General features: G+C 46.7%; 17 protein-coding genes. 3 read left to right on the forward strand and 14 right to left on the reverse strand.

The features are described from left to right. Positions 1-28 precede the first annotated feature (28 nt). Genes BST85_RS01715 through BST85_RS01740 form a run of 6 tightly spaced genes read right to left on the reverse strand, consistent with a single transcriptional unit; the run spans position 29 to position 5,043 of the window. Positions 29-1,021, reverse strand: coding sequence for a type I glyceraldehyde-3-phosphate dehydrogenase (locus BST85_RS01715; protein ID WP_104811681.1), 993 nt, complete (start codon positions 1,019-1,021; stop codon positions 29-31). Positions 1,022-1,031: 10 nt separating this feature from the next. After that, positions 1,032-1,904 (reverse strand): lipoyl synthase, encoded by an 873-nt coding sequence (gene lipA / locus BST85_RS01720; protein ID WP_104811682.1) that lies wholly within the window; start codon positions 1,902-1,904, stop codon positions 1,032-1,034. 54 nt (positions 1,905-1,958) lie between these two features. After that, positions 1,959-3,167 carry an Nramp family divalent metal transporter gene (locus BST85_RS01725; protein ID WP_104811683.1) on the reverse strand — a complete coding sequence of 403 codons (1,209 nt, stop codon included), beginning with the start codon at positions 3,165-3,167 and terminating at the stop codon, positions 1,959-1,961. Beyond that, positions 3,164-3,736 carry an RNA polymerase sigma factor gene (locus BST85_RS01730; protein ID WP_104811684.1) on the reverse strand — a complete coding sequence of 191 codons (573 nt, stop codon included), beginning with the start codon at positions 3,734-3,736 and terminating at the stop codon, positions 3,164-3,166. Before BST85_RS01730 ends, BST85_RS01725 begins: the two co-directional genes overlap by 4 nt. After that, positions 3,727-4,818, reverse strand: coding sequence for a glycosyltransferase (locus BST85_RS01735; protein ID WP_104813857.1), 1,092 nt, complete (start codon positions 4,816-4,818; stop codon positions 3,727-3,729). The genes BST85_RS01730 and BST85_RS01735 overlap by 10 nt, the downstream gene beginning before the upstream one ends. A gap of 18 nt (positions 4,819-4,836) precedes the next feature. Continuing rightward, positions 4,837-5,043 carry a membrane or secreted protein gene (locus tag BST85_RS01740; RefSeq protein ID WP_104811685.1) on the reverse strand — a complete coding sequence of 69 codons (207 nt, stop codon included), beginning with the start codon at positions 5,041-5,043 and terminating at the stop codon, positions 4,837-4,839. Positions 5,044-5,133: 90 nt separating this feature from the next. On the opposite strand from BST85_RS01740, the gene BST85_RS01745 reads away from it, so the two are divergent. Next, on the forward strand, positions 5,134-5,763 hold the full coding sequence (locus BST85_RS01745) for a fasciclin domain-containing protein (RefSeq protein ID WP_104811686.1): 630 nt from the start codon (positions 5,134-5,136) through the stop codon (positions 5,761-5,763). On the opposite strand, the gene murB is transcribed toward BST85_RS01745, so the two are convergent. Then, entirely contained in the window at positions 5,760-6,773 is a 1,014-nt protein-coding gene (murB, locus tag BST85_RS01750) for a UDP-N-acetylmuramate dehydrogenase (protein WP_104811687.1), read from the reverse strand. The two genes, BST85_RS01745 and murB, sit on opposite strands and share 4 nt — an antisense overlap. Further along, positions 6,773-7,963, reverse strand: a complete 1,191-nt coding sequence (locus tag BST85_RS01755; protein WP_104811688.1) for a pyridoxal phosphate-dependent aminotransferase — start codon at positions 7,961-7,963, stop codon at positions 6,773-6,775. Before BST85_RS01755 ends, murB begins: the two co-directional genes overlap by 1 nt. A gap of 93 nt (positions 7,964-8,056) precedes the next feature. Between BST85_RS01755 and BST85_RS01760 the strand changes: the two genes are divergently transcribed. Continuing rightward, complete coding sequence (locus BST85_RS01760; protein ID WP_104811689.1) at positions 8,057-9,403, forward strand: aspartyl protease family protein; 1,347 nt, start codon at positions 8,057-8,059, stop codon at positions 9,401-9,403. A gap of 48 nt (positions 9,404-9,451) precedes the next feature. Here the strand turns inward: BST85_RS01760 and BST85_RS01765 are convergent, their stop codons facing one another. Next, positions 9,452-9,847 carry a DUF1573 domain-containing protein gene (locus tag BST85_RS01765; protein WP_104811690.1) on the reverse strand — a complete coding sequence of 132 codons (396 nt, stop codon included), beginning with the start codon at positions 9,845-9,847 and terminating at the stop codon, positions 9,452-9,454. 124 nt (positions 9,848-9,971) lie between these two features. Here BST85_RS01765 and BST85_RS01770 point away from each other — a divergent pair, with 124 nt between their 5' ends. Continuing rightward, complete coding sequence (locus tag BST85_RS01770; protein ID WP_104811691.1) at positions 9,972-12,599, forward strand: valine--tRNA ligase; 2,628 nt, start codon at positions 9,972-9,974, stop codon at positions 12,597-12,599. Here BST85_RS01770 and BST85_RS01775 read toward each other — a convergent pair whose 3' ends face one another. From BST85_RS01775 to ftsH, 5 genes are all read right to left on the reverse strand, one after another. Next, the gene (locus tag BST85_RS01775) at positions 12,600-12,869 is read right to left on the reverse strand and encodes an acyl-CoA-binding protein (RefSeq protein ID WP_104811692.1); all 270 of its coding nucleotides are present in this window, start codon (positions 12,867-12,869) and stop codon (positions 12,600-12,602) included. Further along, complete coding sequence (locus tag BST85_RS01780) at positions 12,856-13,518, reverse strand: phosphatidylserine decarboxylase family protein (RefSeq protein ID WP_104811693.1); 663 nt, start codon at positions 13,516-13,518, stop codon at positions 12,856-12,858. Before BST85_RS01780 ends, BST85_RS01775 begins: the two co-directional genes overlap by 14 nt. Next, the gene (locus BST85_RS01785; protein ID WP_104811694.1) at positions 13,508-14,320 is read right to left on the reverse strand and encodes a phosphatidate cytidylyltransferase; all 813 of its coding nucleotides are present in this window, start codon (positions 14,318-14,320) and stop codon (positions 13,508-13,510) included. The genes BST85_RS01780 and BST85_RS01785 overlap by 11 nt, the downstream gene beginning before the upstream one ends. A 3-nt stretch (positions 14,321-14,323) precedes the next feature. Next, entirely contained in the window at positions 14,324-14,935 is a 612-nt protein-coding gene (locus tag BST85_RS01790) for an LUD domain-containing protein (RefSeq protein WP_104811695.1), read from the reverse strand. 107 nt (positions 14,936-15,042) lie between these two features. Then, positions 15,043-17,133: an ATP-dependent zinc metalloprotease FtsH gene (gene ftsH, locus BST85_RS01795; protein ID WP_104811696.1), complete on the reverse strand. Its 2,091-nt coding sequence runs from the start codon at positions 17,131-17,133 to the stop codon at positions 15,043-15,045. Positions 17,134-17,136 lie beyond the last annotated feature (3 nt).

Here is a 17,136-nt window from a genome sequence, read left to right on the forward strand (position 1 = left end):
TTACACCACACTTAATCGGTAAATATAGTCATTTACTCGATAAATAGCGGATTAAATCAATAATTCTTGATGAATATCCGGTCTCATTATCGTACCATCCGATCACTTTGACCATCCTCCCGATCACTGAGGTCATTCCGGAATCAAAGACACAGGAATGCCTATTTCCGATCACGTCTACAGATACAATAGGGTCTTGGGTGTACTCAAGTACATCCTTTAACCAACTTTCAGAAGCCCTTTTAAAGGCCTCGTTAACTGCCTCAATGCTGACGCCCTTTTGAACATTAAATGTGATGTCGGTCAGAGACCCATTGGCAATGGGCACACGGATTCCGCAGCCTCCTATTACCTGGGCGTATTGCGGAAATATGCGGGTTAACGCTTTGGCTGCCCCCGTTGTGGTAGGTACCATGGACTGTGCCGCGGCACGCGCTCTTCTTAGATCCCTGTGGGGTTGATCGTGCAAACTCTGGTCCGTTGTATAGGAATGGACGGTAGTGATGTAGCATTGTTCGATCCCGCATAACCGATCAATGACCTCGACCATTGGAGCTGCGCTATGGGTGGTGCAAGAAGCATTGGAAATGATTCGGTCAGTTGGGATCAATCTATCGTTCACCCCGCGGATGAGCATAGGGATGTCGTCCTCTGCCGGGGGTACACTCAGTATGACCCGATGGCTACTTTCTATGAGATGCCCATCCAAACTGGCCTTGTCCTTGAACCGGCCACTGCTTTCAACCACTATATCCAGTTGGGGCCAGGTGATCTCAGCGGGTTGGTGAGCCTGTGTCATAACCGTCTGTTGATCACCTACCAGGAGCAAGCCATTGTGGTATTGAACGTCCTGGCTCAATACTCCATGTATACTGTCGTATTTGAGTAAGTGTGCAAGTGTAGCAGGATCGGCTACATCATTGATGGCAACGACTTCGATATCGTCACATTCCAGCAAGAGTCGGTAAAGCCGTCGGCCTATACGACCAAAACCATTTATGCCGATCCTGATTGCAGACATGGTTCAGGGACTAGGTAAGGTGCTTTTGAGCGTGATAGGAGGAACGAACCAAGGCTCCACTCTCCACATGGCGGAAGCCCATTTCCAGTCCGATCTTTTCATATTCGGTGAACTGCTCAGGATGGATAAACTCCTTTACCGGTAAATGTTTTTTGGAAGGTTGCAGGTACTGCCCGATGGTTATTATGTCCAGTCCAACTCCACGGAGGTCTTCCATGGTCTGCAGGACTTCATCCCGGGTCTCACCCAATCCCAACATGATACCGCTTTTCGTCCTTTCTATACCTTGCTCCTTCAGGTAGCGAAGGACCTCCAGACTACGTTCGTATTTAGCTTGTATCCTGACTTCCCGAGTTAGTCTTCTCACGGTTTCCATATTGTGTGAGACTACTTCTGGTTTCACCTCAATGATACGGTCTATGTTGCGGGTAACCCCCTGAAAGTCTGGTATCAGGGTTTCTAAGGTGGTCTCCGGGTTCATCCGTCGGATGGCCTTGACCGTCTCTGCCCAAATGATGGACCCCATATCTTTTAGGTCGTCCCTGTCTACGGAAGTGATCACAGCATGTTTGATGTCCATGAGTTTGATGGAGCGAGCAACCTTTTCCGGCTCGTCCCAGTCTACCATTTCCGGTCTTCCGGTCTTAACACCGCAAAAACCACAGGACCGGGTACAGATGTTCCCTAAGATCATAAAAGTGGCTGTTCCCTCAGTCCAGCATTCACCCATATTGGGGCAACTACCAGAGGTACATATGGTGTGCAGATTGTATTTATCCACCAAACCGCGAAGTTCGGTGTATTTCTTTCCAGTAGGCAATTTGACCCGAAGCCATTTGGGTTTCGGGGCAGGTTTTGTTAGCTGTTGTTCAGGTGTTTCCATAGCGATACAAAGATACAACTTATCCCATTGGATAAAAAAGCGCTGGCGTTGAGATCAACTGACGATCAGGTACCAAATCCCAAAGCCTAATAGTACTAAAATCCCAATTATACTGAGCAATCGCATCCATTTCCCCGGTCTGAACTTCTCTGGGGTATGTTTGCCCGTGATCAGCACAAAACTGATCAGGGCATAAAATGGAGCGGTAAGGAAAGAAAGTACCGTGGCGATCCGGATCAAAATACCCATCTCGGAAATAAAGAAGAAAAAGATGGAAAGTGTTCCCAGAACCAGGACCACCAGCCAGAATAAGTAACCCCTATTCCACGATTTACCAGCAAGTATCTGGGCGGAACTGTTCATGACCCTGGGTGAAGCATCCAAGGTGGTGAGGGTGGTACTAAACATGGTTGTCAGAGCAGCAATTCCGATGATGACCTTAGACCAGTCCCCCAAGGTATTGGTATACATAGCAATCAGCTGATTAGCAAAGACGGTACCATTGGAAGAAAATTCTTCTCCAGAGTTGAACATTACCAGGGCTCCCAACGAAAGAAACCCAATGGCCAGAATGGTTGTGGCAACATAGCCCACATTAAAATCGAAGGAGGATTGTTTTGGGCTGATCTCCGGATCCAATTTTTTCTTTTCCACCGTCCAAATAGACTGCCAGATGGCGATATCCAGTGGGGCGGGCATCCATCCCATAAAGGCGATCAGGAAGACGATACCAGCGCTCTCAGCAGGAAAGACCTGGGTGAAATCCAAGGCTTCTGCCTTGTTAACGGCCAACAGAACAGCAATTACCGTACTGATGGTCAAACCGATCACGATCACCTTCATCAGGGAATCCAAGAGCTTATAACGGCCAATAATCAAAATAGCAAAGCAAATTCCCGTGATGATGGCCGTCCATACCACAGCACTTCCTGCTCCGAACAAGGAAGCTGCAATACCCGCTGTGACTATGGTCACAGCAGTTTGAATGGTGAACATGGTGCCAAAGGTCAGTATGAAATAGGCCCAAACTACTCCTTTACCCAATTTCTGAAAGCCCTGGATCAGGTTTTCCCCTGTGGCATTGGCGTAGCGGGTGCCGTATTCAAAGAATGGGTATTTCACCAGGTTGATCAGCAGAAGGGCCCACAAAAGCCCAAATCCGAAATCTGCTCCGGCACGGGTAGATTGAACCAGGTGCGAGACCCCAATAGCGGCCCCGGCAAAGAGGAAACCGGGCCCCAGTTTCTTCAAGGAGAACTTCATGTACCCTGGTTTTGATTGATCACGGCAGCCAGTAATTTCTTAGCCCTGAGCAAACGAACTTTCACATTGTTCAAGGGTTCGTCCAATTGCTCGGCAATTTCGTTGTAGCTCATTTCCTGGAAATAGCGAAGGTTGATCACCTCTTGGTAATGCGGTTTTAGCTGTTTGATGTATCGTAGCAATTGGTCCAGGTGCTGCTCTGTGATCAGCTTATCTTCAGGGCTCGGGGTCTGATCGGCAACTCGTCTTACCTGATCCTCATACCCTTCTGCAGTCTGAGTGCGCACAGAGATCCGTTTCTTCCTGCTTTTGTCGATTTGTAAATTCTTGGAAATGGTGATTAGCCAAGTGCTGAATGAAAAGTCTTCGTCGAAGGTGGATATCCGGTCGAAAGCCCTGGAAAATGTCTCGATGGCAATATCTTCTGCCTCATATTCAATGCCCAGGCGCTTAAGCTGAAACAGGTAAACGTCGTTCCAGAAAACGTCTAGTAAATAACTGAAGGCAGATTGATTTCCGGATTTGGCCGATCGGATCTCCTTAAGGATACGTTCCCGGGTTATTTCCAATGCTTAGGTTTTGCCATAAGGTTCGAAATAAAGATAATCAATTGCAGCCAGACCAGGACCAGTTCCAGGAGAGGGGTGAGGGCTAGCAGCCCTTTTTCATTCAACTGTTTGAAGGACAGTCCTGTTACTGCATATTGAGCAATTATTCGAACCAAAGCCAAGGGCGCTATCCACCACCAGGGGAGGAGAATAAAACCAAGTACAACCAAAGGCCAGAAGGCCCAATTGGACAAAAAGTAAAGGGTGAGTGAAATCCGTTGTCCCAAACTGTAATTTGTGGCAGTAGTTATATGCCGTCTTTTTTGACGGATCCATTCCGCCAGATTGTCTTTGGGGATAGAATAGGTGAAGGCCTTTACATTGAGACAGACATTGGTGTTGTCTGAAGTGGAAGCTTGGTTTACGAAGAGATCATCGTCACCGGAAGCCAGGTTCATATGGCTCATAAAACCACTCTGCTTAAAAAATAAGGAAGAGGTATAGGCCAAATTCCTACCAACTCCCATATAGGCTTTTCCTCTTAAAGCTGCGCTGAGATATTGCACACCTGTCATTGCAGTCTCATATCGGATCAAGCGATTGAGAAAACCCGGTCTGTTCTCATACGGTCCATAACCCAGGACCAATTCTTGTTTTTGGTCCAGCTGGGCAGACATGGCACCCAACCACTGCTTGGAAGCAGGACGGCAATCGGCATCTGTAAAGATCAATCTGGGATGAGTAGCTCGTTTGATCCCAAGGGTAAGAGCATATTTTTTATTGGCCCAAAAAGTTTCGTTCTCACGGACATTGACAATGCTTATTCGCTTGTCCTTGACCGCCCAGGACTCCATCACTTTCAAGGTTTCATCAGATGAGCGGTCATTGATCAGGATCAACTCGAAGTCCGGATGTTGCTGTTCCAGCCAAAGAGGGATGTGCTTCTCCAGTTGTTCGGCCTCATTCTTGGCGCAGACAATCAGACTGGCAGGAAAGCCTTTTTGCGGTTTATCCGATCCTTTGTAAAACGCAAGAGGGAGAAAACGGCTGTAAAAGTATAGGTTGATCAGGACACAAACGATCAGAAGGTAGAATCCAATCATGTCCGGTGAAAGTACCACTTATTTTGCGTGGGCTTGTTCTGTGCAACTGTCGAATTGGTCCGGAGTCTTTCCGCAGAAACCGCAGGCTTCTCCATCCTGGTTCAAAAATGGGCTCTGAGAAGCACAAGTGCCGGCAAATTTACCGTCTTTCTTTCCCCATATCTTGATGGCGATACCGGCAAAAGCCAAAAGCAATAACACAACCGTGATCAGTATCAGTTCCATAGTTCCGGATTAGGATACAAAAATACATTATTCCGGCATAATTGTCCTTCATTTGTTTATTTTTAACCTCATTTTTAAAAGCGGATTCCCATGAATAAATATCTGGTCTTGTCGTTAGTGGTTTTACTTTTTACAGCCTGTAAAAATGAAGTGAAGGAAGGGTCCTCGGATTCTGATAAGACCGATACTATCACGGATGCGAGCCCGATGAATACAGAGGTCCGACGGGTGATCCCAGTTAAGAAAGAACTGAGTGAATTGGAGAAGAACCAGGTTAATAGCCTGATGACCAAGATCATGCTGAATACCGAGTTGAGAACATTCAGTAGTATTACCGTAAGTGCTCAGATGACGGATATGCTGGCGTCAGAAGAAGGTCCTTTTACCGTTTTCGTCCCGGAATCCCTGGCCTTTAATCAAGTTCCCCAAGAGACGATCAATGAACTAGTGAACCCGTCTAATAAAGAAGGATTAGTCAATTTCCTCAATGGTTATATCGTGGATGGTTTGTACGATGCAGAATCCATTACAGCCCAACTGGCCGAAAAAGGCTCCCTTAGCCTGGAGTCACGTGCCGGAACTACCCTTACCCTGAATCAGACGACCTCTGGAATTCAAATAGAAGACAGCGATGGAAATAAAGCGAGGGTTGTTCAGGCCGATATCGTAGGATTTAACGGGGTCGTACATTCGTTAGATGCCGTCTTAGGACTAAACTAGAGAATATTTACTTCTGGGGTCAACTGTATCCCAAATCGGATCATCACTTCCTCTTGTACATGCTTGGCCAAATTCAGGATCTCCTTTCCGTTAGCTTCACCATAATTTACCAAAACCAGGGCTTGCTTCTGATGCACGCCGGCATCTCCTCGGCGGAATCCTTTGAGGCCGCATTGATCGATAAGCCATCCCGCAGGAACTTTGATTCTTCCACTGGGAGCGGGATAATGAGGGATATCAGGAAACCGTTGCTGTAGTCTGTCGAATTGATCTCTCGGTAGTTCCGGATTTTTAAAGAAGCTCCCGCTGTTACCGATCTGGGCAGGATCAGGTAATTTGGCCTGTCTGATCGCAATAACGGCCTCTGAAACATCTGATATGCTTGGTTTCTCTATCCCTGCCTCCTTCAGCCTGGAAGCTATGTCGCCGTAGGTGGTCTTAATGAAATGATCTCTGGTAGTCAATTCGATATCAATAGATGTGATGATCACCTTACCTTTTAATTCTCGCTTAAAGACAGAATCTCGATACCCAAATTGGCAAGCGGCCTTGTCCATATACTCGGAAGATCCCTCTTTTATACTGACCACCTGGCAGCCCAGGAAAACGTCTCTTAGCTCTACTCCGTAAGCACCTATATTCTGAATGGGGGCCGTTCCTACATTACCGGGGATCAACGATAAGTTCTCCAAACCACCGTATCCTTTTTCCAAGCAGTATAAAACCAATTCGTGCCAATTCTCTCCAGCCGCTACGCGCAACTGTACCTTGTCTTCAGCAAGTTTGAGCTGTTCAATTCCCTTGATGCAAATATGCAGCACAACGCGTTCAAGGTTATGGGTCAGGAGCATATTGCTACCTCCACCCAAAATCATCAAGGGCAATTCCCAATCCTTCTCCAGAGCCTTTTGCAGATCCGCTATCGAATCAATGCGGACATAAAAGCTCGCCCTTACATCGATGCCGAAGGTATTTAGCTTTTTAAGGGAATAATTTTGGTGGATAATCATCAACTGGGATATTCAGCCAATGCCTTTTCGAGGATCTTTACAGCCCTGATCAGGCTTTCCTTATTCAGTACATAGGCAATTCGGACCTGATTCTGACCCTCACCAGGACTGGAATAGAATCCACCCGCTGGGGCGACCATGACCGTTTCTCCATTCAGGTCAAAATGTTCCAAGAGCCAACGGGCAAAATCATCACTGTTAGCTACTGGAAGTTCAGCAATACAGTAAAAAGCTCCTTTGGGCCTACCAACCGTAACACCGGGTATCTTTTGAAGCTCTTCCACCAGAATATTCCGTCGCTCCTGATATTCTGCAATGACCTCTTCAAAATAGGAGGCCGGGGTGTCCAGGGCTGCCTCACTGGCGATCTGAGCGAAAGTCGGTGGACTTAAACGAGCCTGGGCAAATTTTAGGGCAGTAGAAATGACCTGCCTGTTCTTACTGACCAGGCATCCAACCCGTGCGCCACACATGCTGTAACGTTTGGACACAGAGTCTATGATGATCCCATGTGGTTCCATTCCAGGTTCCTCCAGAATAGAATAGTGCGACTGGCCATCGTAAACGAACTCGCGGTAGACCTCGTCGGCCACCAGGAATAGGTCGTGTTTTTTTACGATCCGGGCCAGGGTGGCGATCTCCTCCTTGGAATAGAGGTATCCGGTTGGATTACCTGGATTACAGATCAGTATGGCTTTGGTCCTTGGGGTGATCAGTTGTTCGAATTCCTCGATCGGAGGCAGGGCGAAGTTGTTTTCGATCTTGGAAATGACCGGCACGATCTCGACCCCGGAGGCAGTTGCGAATCCGTTGTAATTGGCATAGAATGGCTCCGGTATGATCACCTGGTCACCGGCATCGCAAATGGTTCCCATCGCAAACAACAGGGCTTCACTTCCCCCGGTGGTCACGATGATATCGTTTGCTGAGACCATTATGTTGTTAGACTGGTAGTATTTGGCCAGTTTTTCCCGATACTGTTCCGATCCTTCAGAGCGGCTATAAGCCAGGATCTCTACACCGTGCTGACTGATGGCATCCATGGCCACCTTGGGGGATTGAATATCCGGTTGACCGATATTCAGGTGATAGATCTTCTTGTTAGCCTTGGCTGCTTTCTCAGCATATGGCACTAGTTTTCTGATCGGAGATTCGGGCATATTGACGCCCTTTTCGGATAATTTCGGCATGGAATCGAACTTTCAGCAAAATTGCAAAATATTTATTAAAAGCAGGGTGGGAAAGCCCATGTTTGAGACGATTTTTCTATCTTGATTAGGTAGGTGATTTGTAGTGTACACAAACTGATCTTTTCCTTCTTCGTTGTAATTCTGACTGGCTCATTAGGATACAGCCAGGATGGCTTTTTCCTTCCCGCTAATGTAGCCTCAGAAAAGATTCCCTTCCAATTGGTGAATAACCTGGTTGTAATACCGGTGGAGATCAATGGTACACCATTGTCGTTTATCCTGGATACAGGCGTTAGAACCAGTATACTTTTTGGTATAGAGCAAAATGATTCCATCCAGATGAGGAATGTGAGTCCCATCAAGATCAAGGGCCTGGGAGAAGGCGATGCGGTGGATGCGTTGAAGAGTGAGGGTAATACCTTCCGGGTTGGAGAAGCAGTAGATTTCTCCCATACCTTGTATATCGTTTTTGATGCCTCCCTCAATTTCTCTCCTCGCATGGGGATACCCATCCATGGGATACTGGGGTACGAATTCTACCGACAGTTTGTTGTAGAGACCAATTACAGCAGTAAAAGGCTGAGTTTTTATCGCCCCAAGGATTATAACTACAAGAAGTGTAAGAATTGTGCCAGCTTTGACCTGGTATTCTACAATGACAAGCCTCATATCGATGTGGAGGCGAAAGCATTGGGACAATCTTTTCCACTAACCGTGCTGGTTGATTCGGGTTCCAGTGATGCCCTTTGGATATTTAATCCTTTGCGGTGCATTTCGGAAGTAGAAAAGAATTATTTTATCGATTTCCTGGGATTGGGACTCAGTGGTCACATCTATGGGAAAAGAACACGAATCCAGGAGTTGTCACTTGGGAATTATGTGCTAAATCAGGTCAACACCGCCGCACCTGATCAGGAGGATATAGACAATGCCAAGATGTACGTGGATAGGGATGGTAGTCTGGGAGGAAATGTACTGAAGCGATTCAAGGTGATTATGGATTATCCCGGCAAGCGAATGACCCTGAAGAAAAGCAGCCTTTTTGGCGAACCTTTTTATTACAATATGAGCGGGCTAACCCTAGAACAGGGGGATAGCGAACTGATTCAGGGGAGCAAGAAGATCATAAACAATCCATTGTCCTATACGGAATCTGATCAAAATGCCTTTGCTTTTGGTATTATCAGAACCACAGAATTCTCTTGGGAATGGGCTTCCAAACTGATGGTGGTGGATGTCAGACCGGATTCTCCTGCAGCCGAGGTTGGGCTTTATAAAGGTGACGAGATATTGATGATCAACGGTAAACCGGCCCATCAATACAAACTCTATGAAATTACGGACTTGTTCTCTTCCAGGGAAGGAAAAAAGATAAACCTGGAGATCCTGCGCAATGGGCTTATAATGAAAAAGGCCTTTGTTCTTCGGAAGATGATATAAAAAACCGCCTGCACAAAGCAGGCGGCCCATTATTGATTTATTGAGGATCTAACGTGTCTTTTCCATAACGCTCTTCCCTTCGGCCAGCACTTCTCCTTTGATCTTCAATGGAGTAACTCCTTTCTCGGCGTTGGAATAAACAGTTATGGTCTTACGGATGGGTCCCACCCGTTTGGTATCGTACTTCACTTGGATCTGACCGGTCTCACCGGGTCCGATCGGTCCTTCTGGCTTCTCCGGAACCGTACAACCGCAAGTGGACTTGACATCCTGGATCACCAGGGGTTGGTCCCCCGTATTGGTAAACTCAAATACGCGAATACCGTCACTCCCTTTAGCAATCGTCCCATAGTTGATCTCGGTCGTTTTGAACTCGATCTTGGCCTGTGCATTCAGGGCAATAGTGCAAACTAGGGCCAGGGCGAAAAAGACTAATTTTTTCATGGTTTTGATTTTGATGAATAGCTAAGGTAAATATCTTTTGAGCAACGTCCAAAATAAGGATGTTTCTTTTAAAATACTCGGTTTATACCTACTTTTGCACACTACTTTCAAAAACTGGACCAGAATGGCATTAGCGGCAAAATACGAGGCGCAAAAGGTCGAATCCAAATGGTATGACTACTGGATGGAGAAGGGGTATTTCCACAGTGAAATAGACCACAGAGAACCCTATACAATAGTCATTCCACCACCAAATGTGACCGGTGTTCTGCACATGGGGCATATGCTCAACAATACCATTCAGGACGTCTTGATCCGCAGAGCCAGATTAAAAGGATATAATGCCTGCTGGGTACCGGGAACTGATCATGCCTCCATAGCCACCGAAGCCAAAGTGGTCGGTAAGTTGAGAGAAGAAGGTATTTCTAAATCGGATCTAAGCCGGGAGGAATTTCTGGAACACGCCTGGGACTGGACCCACAAACACGGTGGGATCATCCTGGAACAGCTCAAGAAGCTGGGAGCGTCTTGTGATTGGGATAGAACCAAGTTTACCATGGACCCGGAGATGTCGGCCTCGGTGATCAAGGTATTTGTGGACCTGTACAACAAAGGTTCCATTTACAGGGGTTATCGCATGGTGAATTGGGATCCTCAGGCCAAGACAACCCTGAGTGACGAAGAGGTGATCTACCAGGAAAAACAAGGTAAGCTCTATCATCTGAAGTACAAGATACAGGACAGCGAAGAATTCGTGACCATTGCCACCACCCGTCCGGAGACCATCTTGGGCGATACGGCAGTCTGTATCAATCCGGAGGATGAGCGCTATACCCACCTAAAAGGAAAATCCGTGATCGTACCAATCTGCGATCGTGTTGTTCCGATTATCCAGGACGATTATGTGACCATGGAATTTGGGACGGGCTGTTTAAAAGTAACCCCAGCCCACGATGAAAACGATAAGGTACTGGGAGATAAGCATGGACTGGAGGTGATCGATATTTTCAACGATGATGCCAGCCTAAACCAGTTTGGCCTGCACTATGAAGGTCAGGACAGATTTGCCGTACGCAAGGCCATCGTGAAGGAATTGGAGGAGCTGGGCCATGTAGCTAAAATTGAGGATTACACCAATAAAGTAGGCACCAGTGAACGCACCGGTGCTGTAATCGAACCCAAGCTGAGTGACCAGTGGTTCTTAAAAATGAAAGAGCTTGCTCAACCGGCCCTGGATGCCGTTCTGGATAAGACGGTAAACCTGGTTCCGGAGAAGTTCATCAATACCTACAGGCATTGGATGGAGAATGTTCGGGATTGGAACATCAGCCGTCAACTTTGGTGGGGACAGCAGATTCCTGCTTATTATTACGGGCCTGGGAAGGATGATTTTGTGGTTGCAGAAACAGCTGAAGAAGCCTTAGAGCTGGCTCGCCAAAATACCGAGGAGCAGGTAGAACTTTCGGACCTGAAGCAGGATCCCGATGTATTGGATACTTGGTTCTCTTCCTGGTTGTGGCCCATCAGTGTATTCAATGGAATCCTGGAGCCCGACAATGCCGAGGTCAACTATTACTACCCAACCAACGACCTAGTCACTGCCCCGGAGATCTTGTTCTTTTGGGTAGCAAGGATGATCATTGCGGGTTATGAATATCGGGGAGATAAACCCTTTGAGAATGTCTATCTCACGGGGATCGTAAGGGATAAACAACGTAGGAAGATGAGTAAGTCTTTAGGGAATTCCCCAGACCCAATAGACTTGATGGACCAATACGGTGCCGATGGAGTTCGGGTTGGAATGTTGCTCAGTTCTCCTGCCGGGAATGACTTGATGTTCGATGAAGAACTTTGTAAGCAGGGTAGTGGTTTTGTCAATAAAATCTGGAATGCATACAGATTGATCAGCGGCTGGGAAGTCTCATCGGAGATCCAGTCGACCAAGACAGATGAGGTATCCCTTCTCTGGTTTGAGAATAAGTTTGCCCAGGCATTGAGTGAGATCGAAGATCATTACAGTAAATACAGGATCTCCGATGCGTTGATGACAACGTACAAACTGGTTTGGGACGACTACTGTTCCTGGTTGCTGGAATTAGTCAAGCCGGCTTACGGCCAACCAATTGCCAAGGCCACCTTTAGCAGGATCATTGGAGTTCTGGAGAATAATCTGCGGGTCCTTCACCCCTTTATTCCATTTATCTCTGAAGAGATCTGGCATGACATATCCGATAGGAATAAAGATGAGGCCCTTATCGTGGCCAGTTGGCCATCTGACAATAGTTTTGACGCCCAACTTATCACGGATTTTGATTTTGTCAAAGAAGTAGTTTCCGGTGTTCGAAGCATCAGAAAAGAAAAGAATATCTCCTTTAAAGAGACTATTAATTTGCAAGTGCTCAATGCAGAAAACTTCAGAACTGATCTGGATCCGGTCATTGCTAAACTCGGTAATATCGAGTCCCTGGAGTACATTGCGGATAAGCCTGATTCTGCCTTGACCTTCCGGGTGGGGGCTAACGAGTATTTCATTCCCATCGAGGGCAGTGTTGATTTAGAAGCGGAAATCGCCAAGCTTACAGAGGAATTATCCTATACAGAGGGCTTTTTAAGATCGGTTCAGAAGAAATTGTCCAACCAGCGATTTGTGGATAATGCTCCGGCTCAAGTAGTGGAGGTAGAGCGCAAAAAGGAAGCCGACGCACTTGCGCGGATAGATACCATAAAGGCCAGTCTGGAACGTTTGCAGTAGTTATTTCCGGTATAGGAAATACCGATCCACGGCGTCAATGTAGAGCCGCTTGGCTTCCTCTTCTGTTAGATCCTGAGATTGGAAAAGCGCATTTGCCTTAAAGGCGTTGATCAGTGGTTTACTGCCGCTTGGCATATCCTCATTGCCCGTGGCTCGCTTGTAGTAGGCGTATAGCTTTAGAAGCACATCGGCCGGAAAGGGATCGGTGTGATTGTTTATGCTTTCCACCGCTCGTTGAAAAGCCTGTTCTAGTGCCTCATTCTTTTCCATGATTGGATGCCAGAACGGTTATTCCTCCTTTTACCTTTTGATCCAGTGAAACCTCCACAGCTGTTCCTATGGGTAAAAATACATCTACGCGAGAACCAAACTTGATAAATCCGCTGTCCGATGCTTGCTCAACCTCTTGTCCTTCTTCCGCATAATTAACGATCCTTCGCGCCATGGCACCGGCGATCTGTCTGTGCAAAACCTCTCCGAATTGAGGGGACTTTACCACAACCGTGGTCCGTTCATTCTCCTCGGACGATTTAGGATGCCAGGCTACAAGATATTTACCCGGGTGATATTTGCTATAACTAACTGCCCCGCCCAGAGGATATCGAGTCACATGTACATTTAATGGAGACATAAAGACTGAGATCTGCAACCGTTTATCCTTGAAGTACTCGGGCTCAAATACTTCCTCGATTACCACAACCTTTCCATCTACAGGGCTGAGCACCTGGCCCTGATTCAAACTAAACCGACGTTTTGGATTTCGGAAGAACTGCAGGATCAAAACCAACAGTATAAGTATACCTACGAGCAGCGTCCAACGCAACCAGGGTAGGGATACCCGGGTATCCACAACCACACTGCCTGCAATGCAAATTAAGAGGGTGATCAGGATAATCTTATGCCCTTCCTTATGAAACATAGTCTACTAGTTCTAAAAAACAATAAACAAATGGGGCTACAAAAATAATGCTGTCCAATCGGTCATAAAGGCCTCCGTGACCAGGCATAAGCCTCCCACTATCCTTTACACCTGCGGTGCGTTTAAATCGAGATTCGATCAGATCACCCAAGGTGCCGATCACGGCCACCATCATTCCCAGGCAGATCCATACCCATAAAGGGTAAAGCCCAACATACTTAAAGATAAGGAATCCAGCCAAAACGGCTCCGGCAAATCCGCCGACAAATCCTTCGATGGTCTTTTTAGGAGAGACGGAAGGAAAGAGCTTTCTTTTACCAAAATTCTTTCCTACCAGGTAGGCAAAGCTGTCGTTTACCCAGATCAATACGAACACCCCACCGATCAGGTCCGGAATAAACCCATCCTGCCGATTGGGGATCAGGGTAAGGAATAGAAAGCCTCCGATAATGTATAGTAAACCAGCCCTACCTTTTCTAGTAAGATCCGTAGTGCTCTGAGGATAGAACAGATCCTTGATCAAGCTCAGGTTTACGATCATGACCACAACAACTAATAAGTAGGTCAGCAGGTGGTATTCGTATAAATAATTGAAATAATAGATCCATAATCCGAGGAAGAAATAACCGGCATATCGCCAGAAACCACTTTGCAGGTTGACCAATTTGATATACTCCCTCAGGCTAATAATACCCAGTATAAAGAACAACAACAGGAACCATTCCTGGGCGGCATACATGGAAAAGAGAATGATGGCGATGTAAAGCAGTCCGGAGAGCACGCGGACGAGGAGTTCTTTCATGAATCAGAGGTCTTCCAGTAGCAGTAAATATAGGTTTTTTGTGCTACTTCCATAACTCATGAAATCTTTCTCTTGCTTACTTTCAAAATCTTTGATTGTAGTGATATTGCTTGGAATACGTCCCTTGCTCCTTCCTTTGATGATACGAAGTCCCTCAGAGATATTCTCGACCAATTGGCTGGTCCTGGCAAACACAATGAAATTGACCGGTAGCTCGTTTAGCTTTTTTTCTTTGATTTGGTTGCTAGAAAGTAAAATAGACCCATTTTGTGAAACAAGTGCCTCACAGGTCGAGAGGAATAAGGCAGCGTTCACATCGGTCTGAAAGTCCAGATTAAAGCCGTTAAAACGCTTAGCCAAATCAGGGTCTGTGCAAAAGGTTTTTCGCTCGTACCAATCGTTTTCCAGAAGGATATTGTCGAAGGCCTCACGTACTTCCTGAACGTTTTCACAGTACAGGAATTTTCCCCCATTCTTTTTAAAATTATAGGTAAACTTCTCGTCAATCGGTAACTTTTCCTCGGGGAAATACTTACTCCGGTCCGATTGCTTTGCTTTCGCTGCTTCTTTATCGGACTTGTGATTTGGGTTTAAAAGTCTCTTAAACAGACTCATGGTAAGTTCGTAATGAGGATATTTCGCACAATACCTTCAAAGATATAAAATCCACCAGAAGTTTTCGTTATACTTCTACTAAAGTTTGATCCCGTGAAAGTGGTAGACTAAGAGGAAATGGTCTTTTCTTCGGGTGCCTGGGTGTCGTCCTGATCGGTTGGATTGACCACCGATCCGTTGGTTTCAGGCCTGGAATCAACGGCTGTCTCCTCGCTGGTCGAAGCAAGATTCTCGGAGACCTTCTTAGCGGCTTCTTCCTGTTGCAACCGTTTGGCTTCCTGATCTTTCTTATAGGGTCTTTCACCGAATATTCGTTCCAGACTCTCCTTGAAAATTACCTCTTTTTCCAGAAGTTCGTCGGCCAGTTCCGTCAGTTTATCCTTGTTTTGTTTAAGGAGTTCCACAGCCCGGTCGTATTGCTTTTCGACTATACTGGAAATTTCCTGGTCGATCATTTCCGCCGTTTTTTCACTGTAGGGCTTGGAAAAGCCATATTCAGACTGACCACTTGAGTCGTAATAGGTCAGGTTTCCGATCTTTTCGTTCAGGCCGTAAATGGTGACCATCGCTCTAGCCTGTTTGGTTACCTTTTCCAGGTCGCTCAAGGCACCGGTAGAGATCTCATCAAAAACTACCTCCTCAGCGGCACGTCCACCTAAGGCTGCACACATTTCGTCCAACATTTGTTCTGTACGGACGATCAGACGTTCTTCTGGCAGATACCAGGCTGCACCCAATGATTGTCCCCTAGGGACTATAGTTACTTTGACCAAAGGAGCGGCGTGTTCCAACATCCAGCTGACCGTTGCGTGACCTGCTTCATGAATGGCAATGGCGCGCTTTTCTTCCGGGGTGATGATCTTGTTCTTCTTTTCCAATCCCCCAACGATCCGGTCTACAGCATCCAGGAAATCCTGCCTTCCAACGGCCGAACGTTCCTTACGAGCAGCGATCAAAGCGGCTTCGTTACACACATTGGCGATATCCGCACCGGAGAATCCTGGGGTCTGTTTGGCCAGGAAGTCCGTATCGACCGTATCATCTTTTTTGATGGGACGTAAATGTACCTCGAATATCTCCTTACGTTCTCTAACGTCTGGCAGATCCACATAGATCTGACGGTCAAATCGACCGGCACGCATCAGAGCCTTGTCCAACACGTCCGCTCGGTTAGTTGCAGCCAACACAATAACATTAGTGTTCGTGCCAAACCCATCCATCTCTGTTAAGAGTTGGTTCAGGGTATTCTCCCTTTCGTCATTGGACCCTGAGAAGTTATTCTTTCCTCGGGCACGTCCAATTGCATCGATCTCGTCGATGAAGATGATTGAGGGTGATTTTTCCTTAGCCTGCTTAAAAAGGTCACGTACCCTTGAGGCACCAACCCCTACGAACATTTCTACAAAGTCCGAGCCGGACAGCGAGAAGAAAGGCACCTTGGCTTCTCCTGCAACGGCCTTGGCCAATAACGTCTTTCCAGTACCTGGAGGTCCTACCAGCAGCGCACCTTTCGGAATCTTTCCTCCTAGTGAGGTATATTTCTTAGGGTTCTTTAGGAAATCTACGATCTCCTGAATCTCTTCTTTAGCGCCTTCCAGTCCAGCTACATCGAGAAAGGTTGTCTTTACATCTGTCTTTTCGTCAAAGAGGCGTGCCTTGGACTTTCCTATGTTGAAGATCTGTCCGCCTGCACCTCCTCCGGCACCGGAAGACATCCTCCTCATGATAAATATCCAGATCCCGATAATGACAATGAACGGCAGCAGAGTCAGGAAAAGCTCTCCCAGCATATTCGAATCCGTATTCCAAACGATGTTGGTCGTCAGGTCGTTATCTTCCTTGATCTGGTAGATACTATTCTCGAAATTTTGCAGATCCCCAAATTCAAATTGATAGTAAGGATCATTAGGGCCTGGTTCTAAAAGGGAGCTCCCCTTCTTGCGAGCGTGAACTTCCTTCAGTCTTGCCTCCGGGGTCAGATAGACCTTGGCAAGTTTCTTGTTGACGATCTCGATCTTCTCTACATCACCATCCCTCAAATATTGCTGGAACTCCGCCTGGGTGGTCTGGGCCGGTTGGGTCCAGCTACTACCGCCAAAGAACTGTAATCCCAGGAAGACCAGGATAATGGCGGCATAGATCCAATAGGCATTGAATCTAGGCTTTTTGAGATCGGGTTTTTTATTGTCTTCTGCCATAAG

The sequence above is a fragment of the Aureitalea marina genome (assembly GCF_002943755.1).
GTDB classification, from domain to species: domain Bacteria; phylum Bacteroidota; class Bacteroidia; order Flavobacteriales; family Flavobacteriaceae; genus Aureitalea; species Aureitalea marina.

What these genes read in the sequence shown, in the direction of transcription:
- BST85_RS01780 (WP_104811693.1), bottom strand. Translation starts at nt 13,518, where the DNA reads ATGTTTCATAAGGAAGGGCATAAGATTATCCTGATCACCCTCTTAATT.
- murB (WP_104811687.1), bottom strand. Translation starts at nt 6,773, where the DNA reads ATGATTATCCACCAAAATTATTCCCTTAAAAAGCTAAATACCTTCGGC.
- BST85_RS01725 (WP_104811683.1), bottom strand. Translation starts at nt 3,167, where the DNA reads ATGAAGTTCTCCTTGAAGAAACTGGGGCCCGGTTTCCTCTTTGCCGGG.
- BST85_RS01790 (WP_104811695.1), bottom strand. Translation starts at nt 14,935, where the DNA reads ATGAGTCTGTTTAAGAGACTTTTAAACCCAAATCACAAGTCCGATAAA.
- BST85_RS01715 (WP_104811681.1), bottom strand. Translation starts at nt 1,021, where the DNA reads ATGTCTGCAATCAGGATCGGCATAAATGGTTTTGGTCGTATAGGCCGA.
- BST85_RS01755 (WP_104811688.1), bottom strand. Translation starts at nt 7,963, where the DNA reads ATGCCGAAATTATCCGAAAAGGGCGTCAATATGCCCGAATCTCCGATC.
- lipA (WP_104811682.1), bottom strand. Translation starts at nt 1,904, where the DNA reads ATGGAAACACCTGAACAACAGCTAACAAAACCTGCCCCGAAACCCAAA.
- BST85_RS01765 (WP_104811690.1), bottom strand. Translation starts at nt 9,847, where the DNA reads ATGAAAAAATTAGTCTTTTTCGCCCTGGCCCTAGTTTGCACTATTGCC.
- BST85_RS01775 (WP_104811692.1), bottom strand. Translation starts at nt 12,869, where the DNA reads ATGGAAAAGAATGAGGCACTAGAACAGGCTTTTCAACGAGCGGTGGAA.
- BST85_RS01740 (WP_104811685.1), bottom strand. Translation starts at nt 5,043, where the DNA reads ATGGAACTGATACTGATCACGGTTGTGTTATTGCTTTTGGCTTTTGCC.
- BST85_RS01745 (WP_104811686.1), top strand. Translation starts at nt 5,134, where the DNA reads ATGAATAAATATCTGGTCTTGTCGTTAGTGGTTTTACTTTTTACAGCC.
- BST85_RS01735 (WP_104813857.1), bottom strand. Translation starts at nt 4,818, where the DNA reads ATGATTGGATTCTACCTTCTGATCGTTTGTGTCCTGATCAACCTATAC.
- BST85_RS01770 (WP_104811691.1), top strand. Translation starts at nt 9,972, where the DNA reads ATGGCATTAGCGGCAAAATACGAGGCGCAAAAGGTCGAATCCAAATGG.
- BST85_RS01785 (WP_104811694.1), bottom strand. Translation starts at nt 14,320, where the DNA reads ATGAAAGAACTCCTCGTCCGCGTGCTCTCCGGACTGCTTTACATCGCC.
- ftsH (WP_104811696.1), bottom strand. Translation starts at nt 17,133, where the DNA reads ATGGCAGAAGACAATAAAAAACCCGATCTCAAAAAGCCTAGATTCAAT.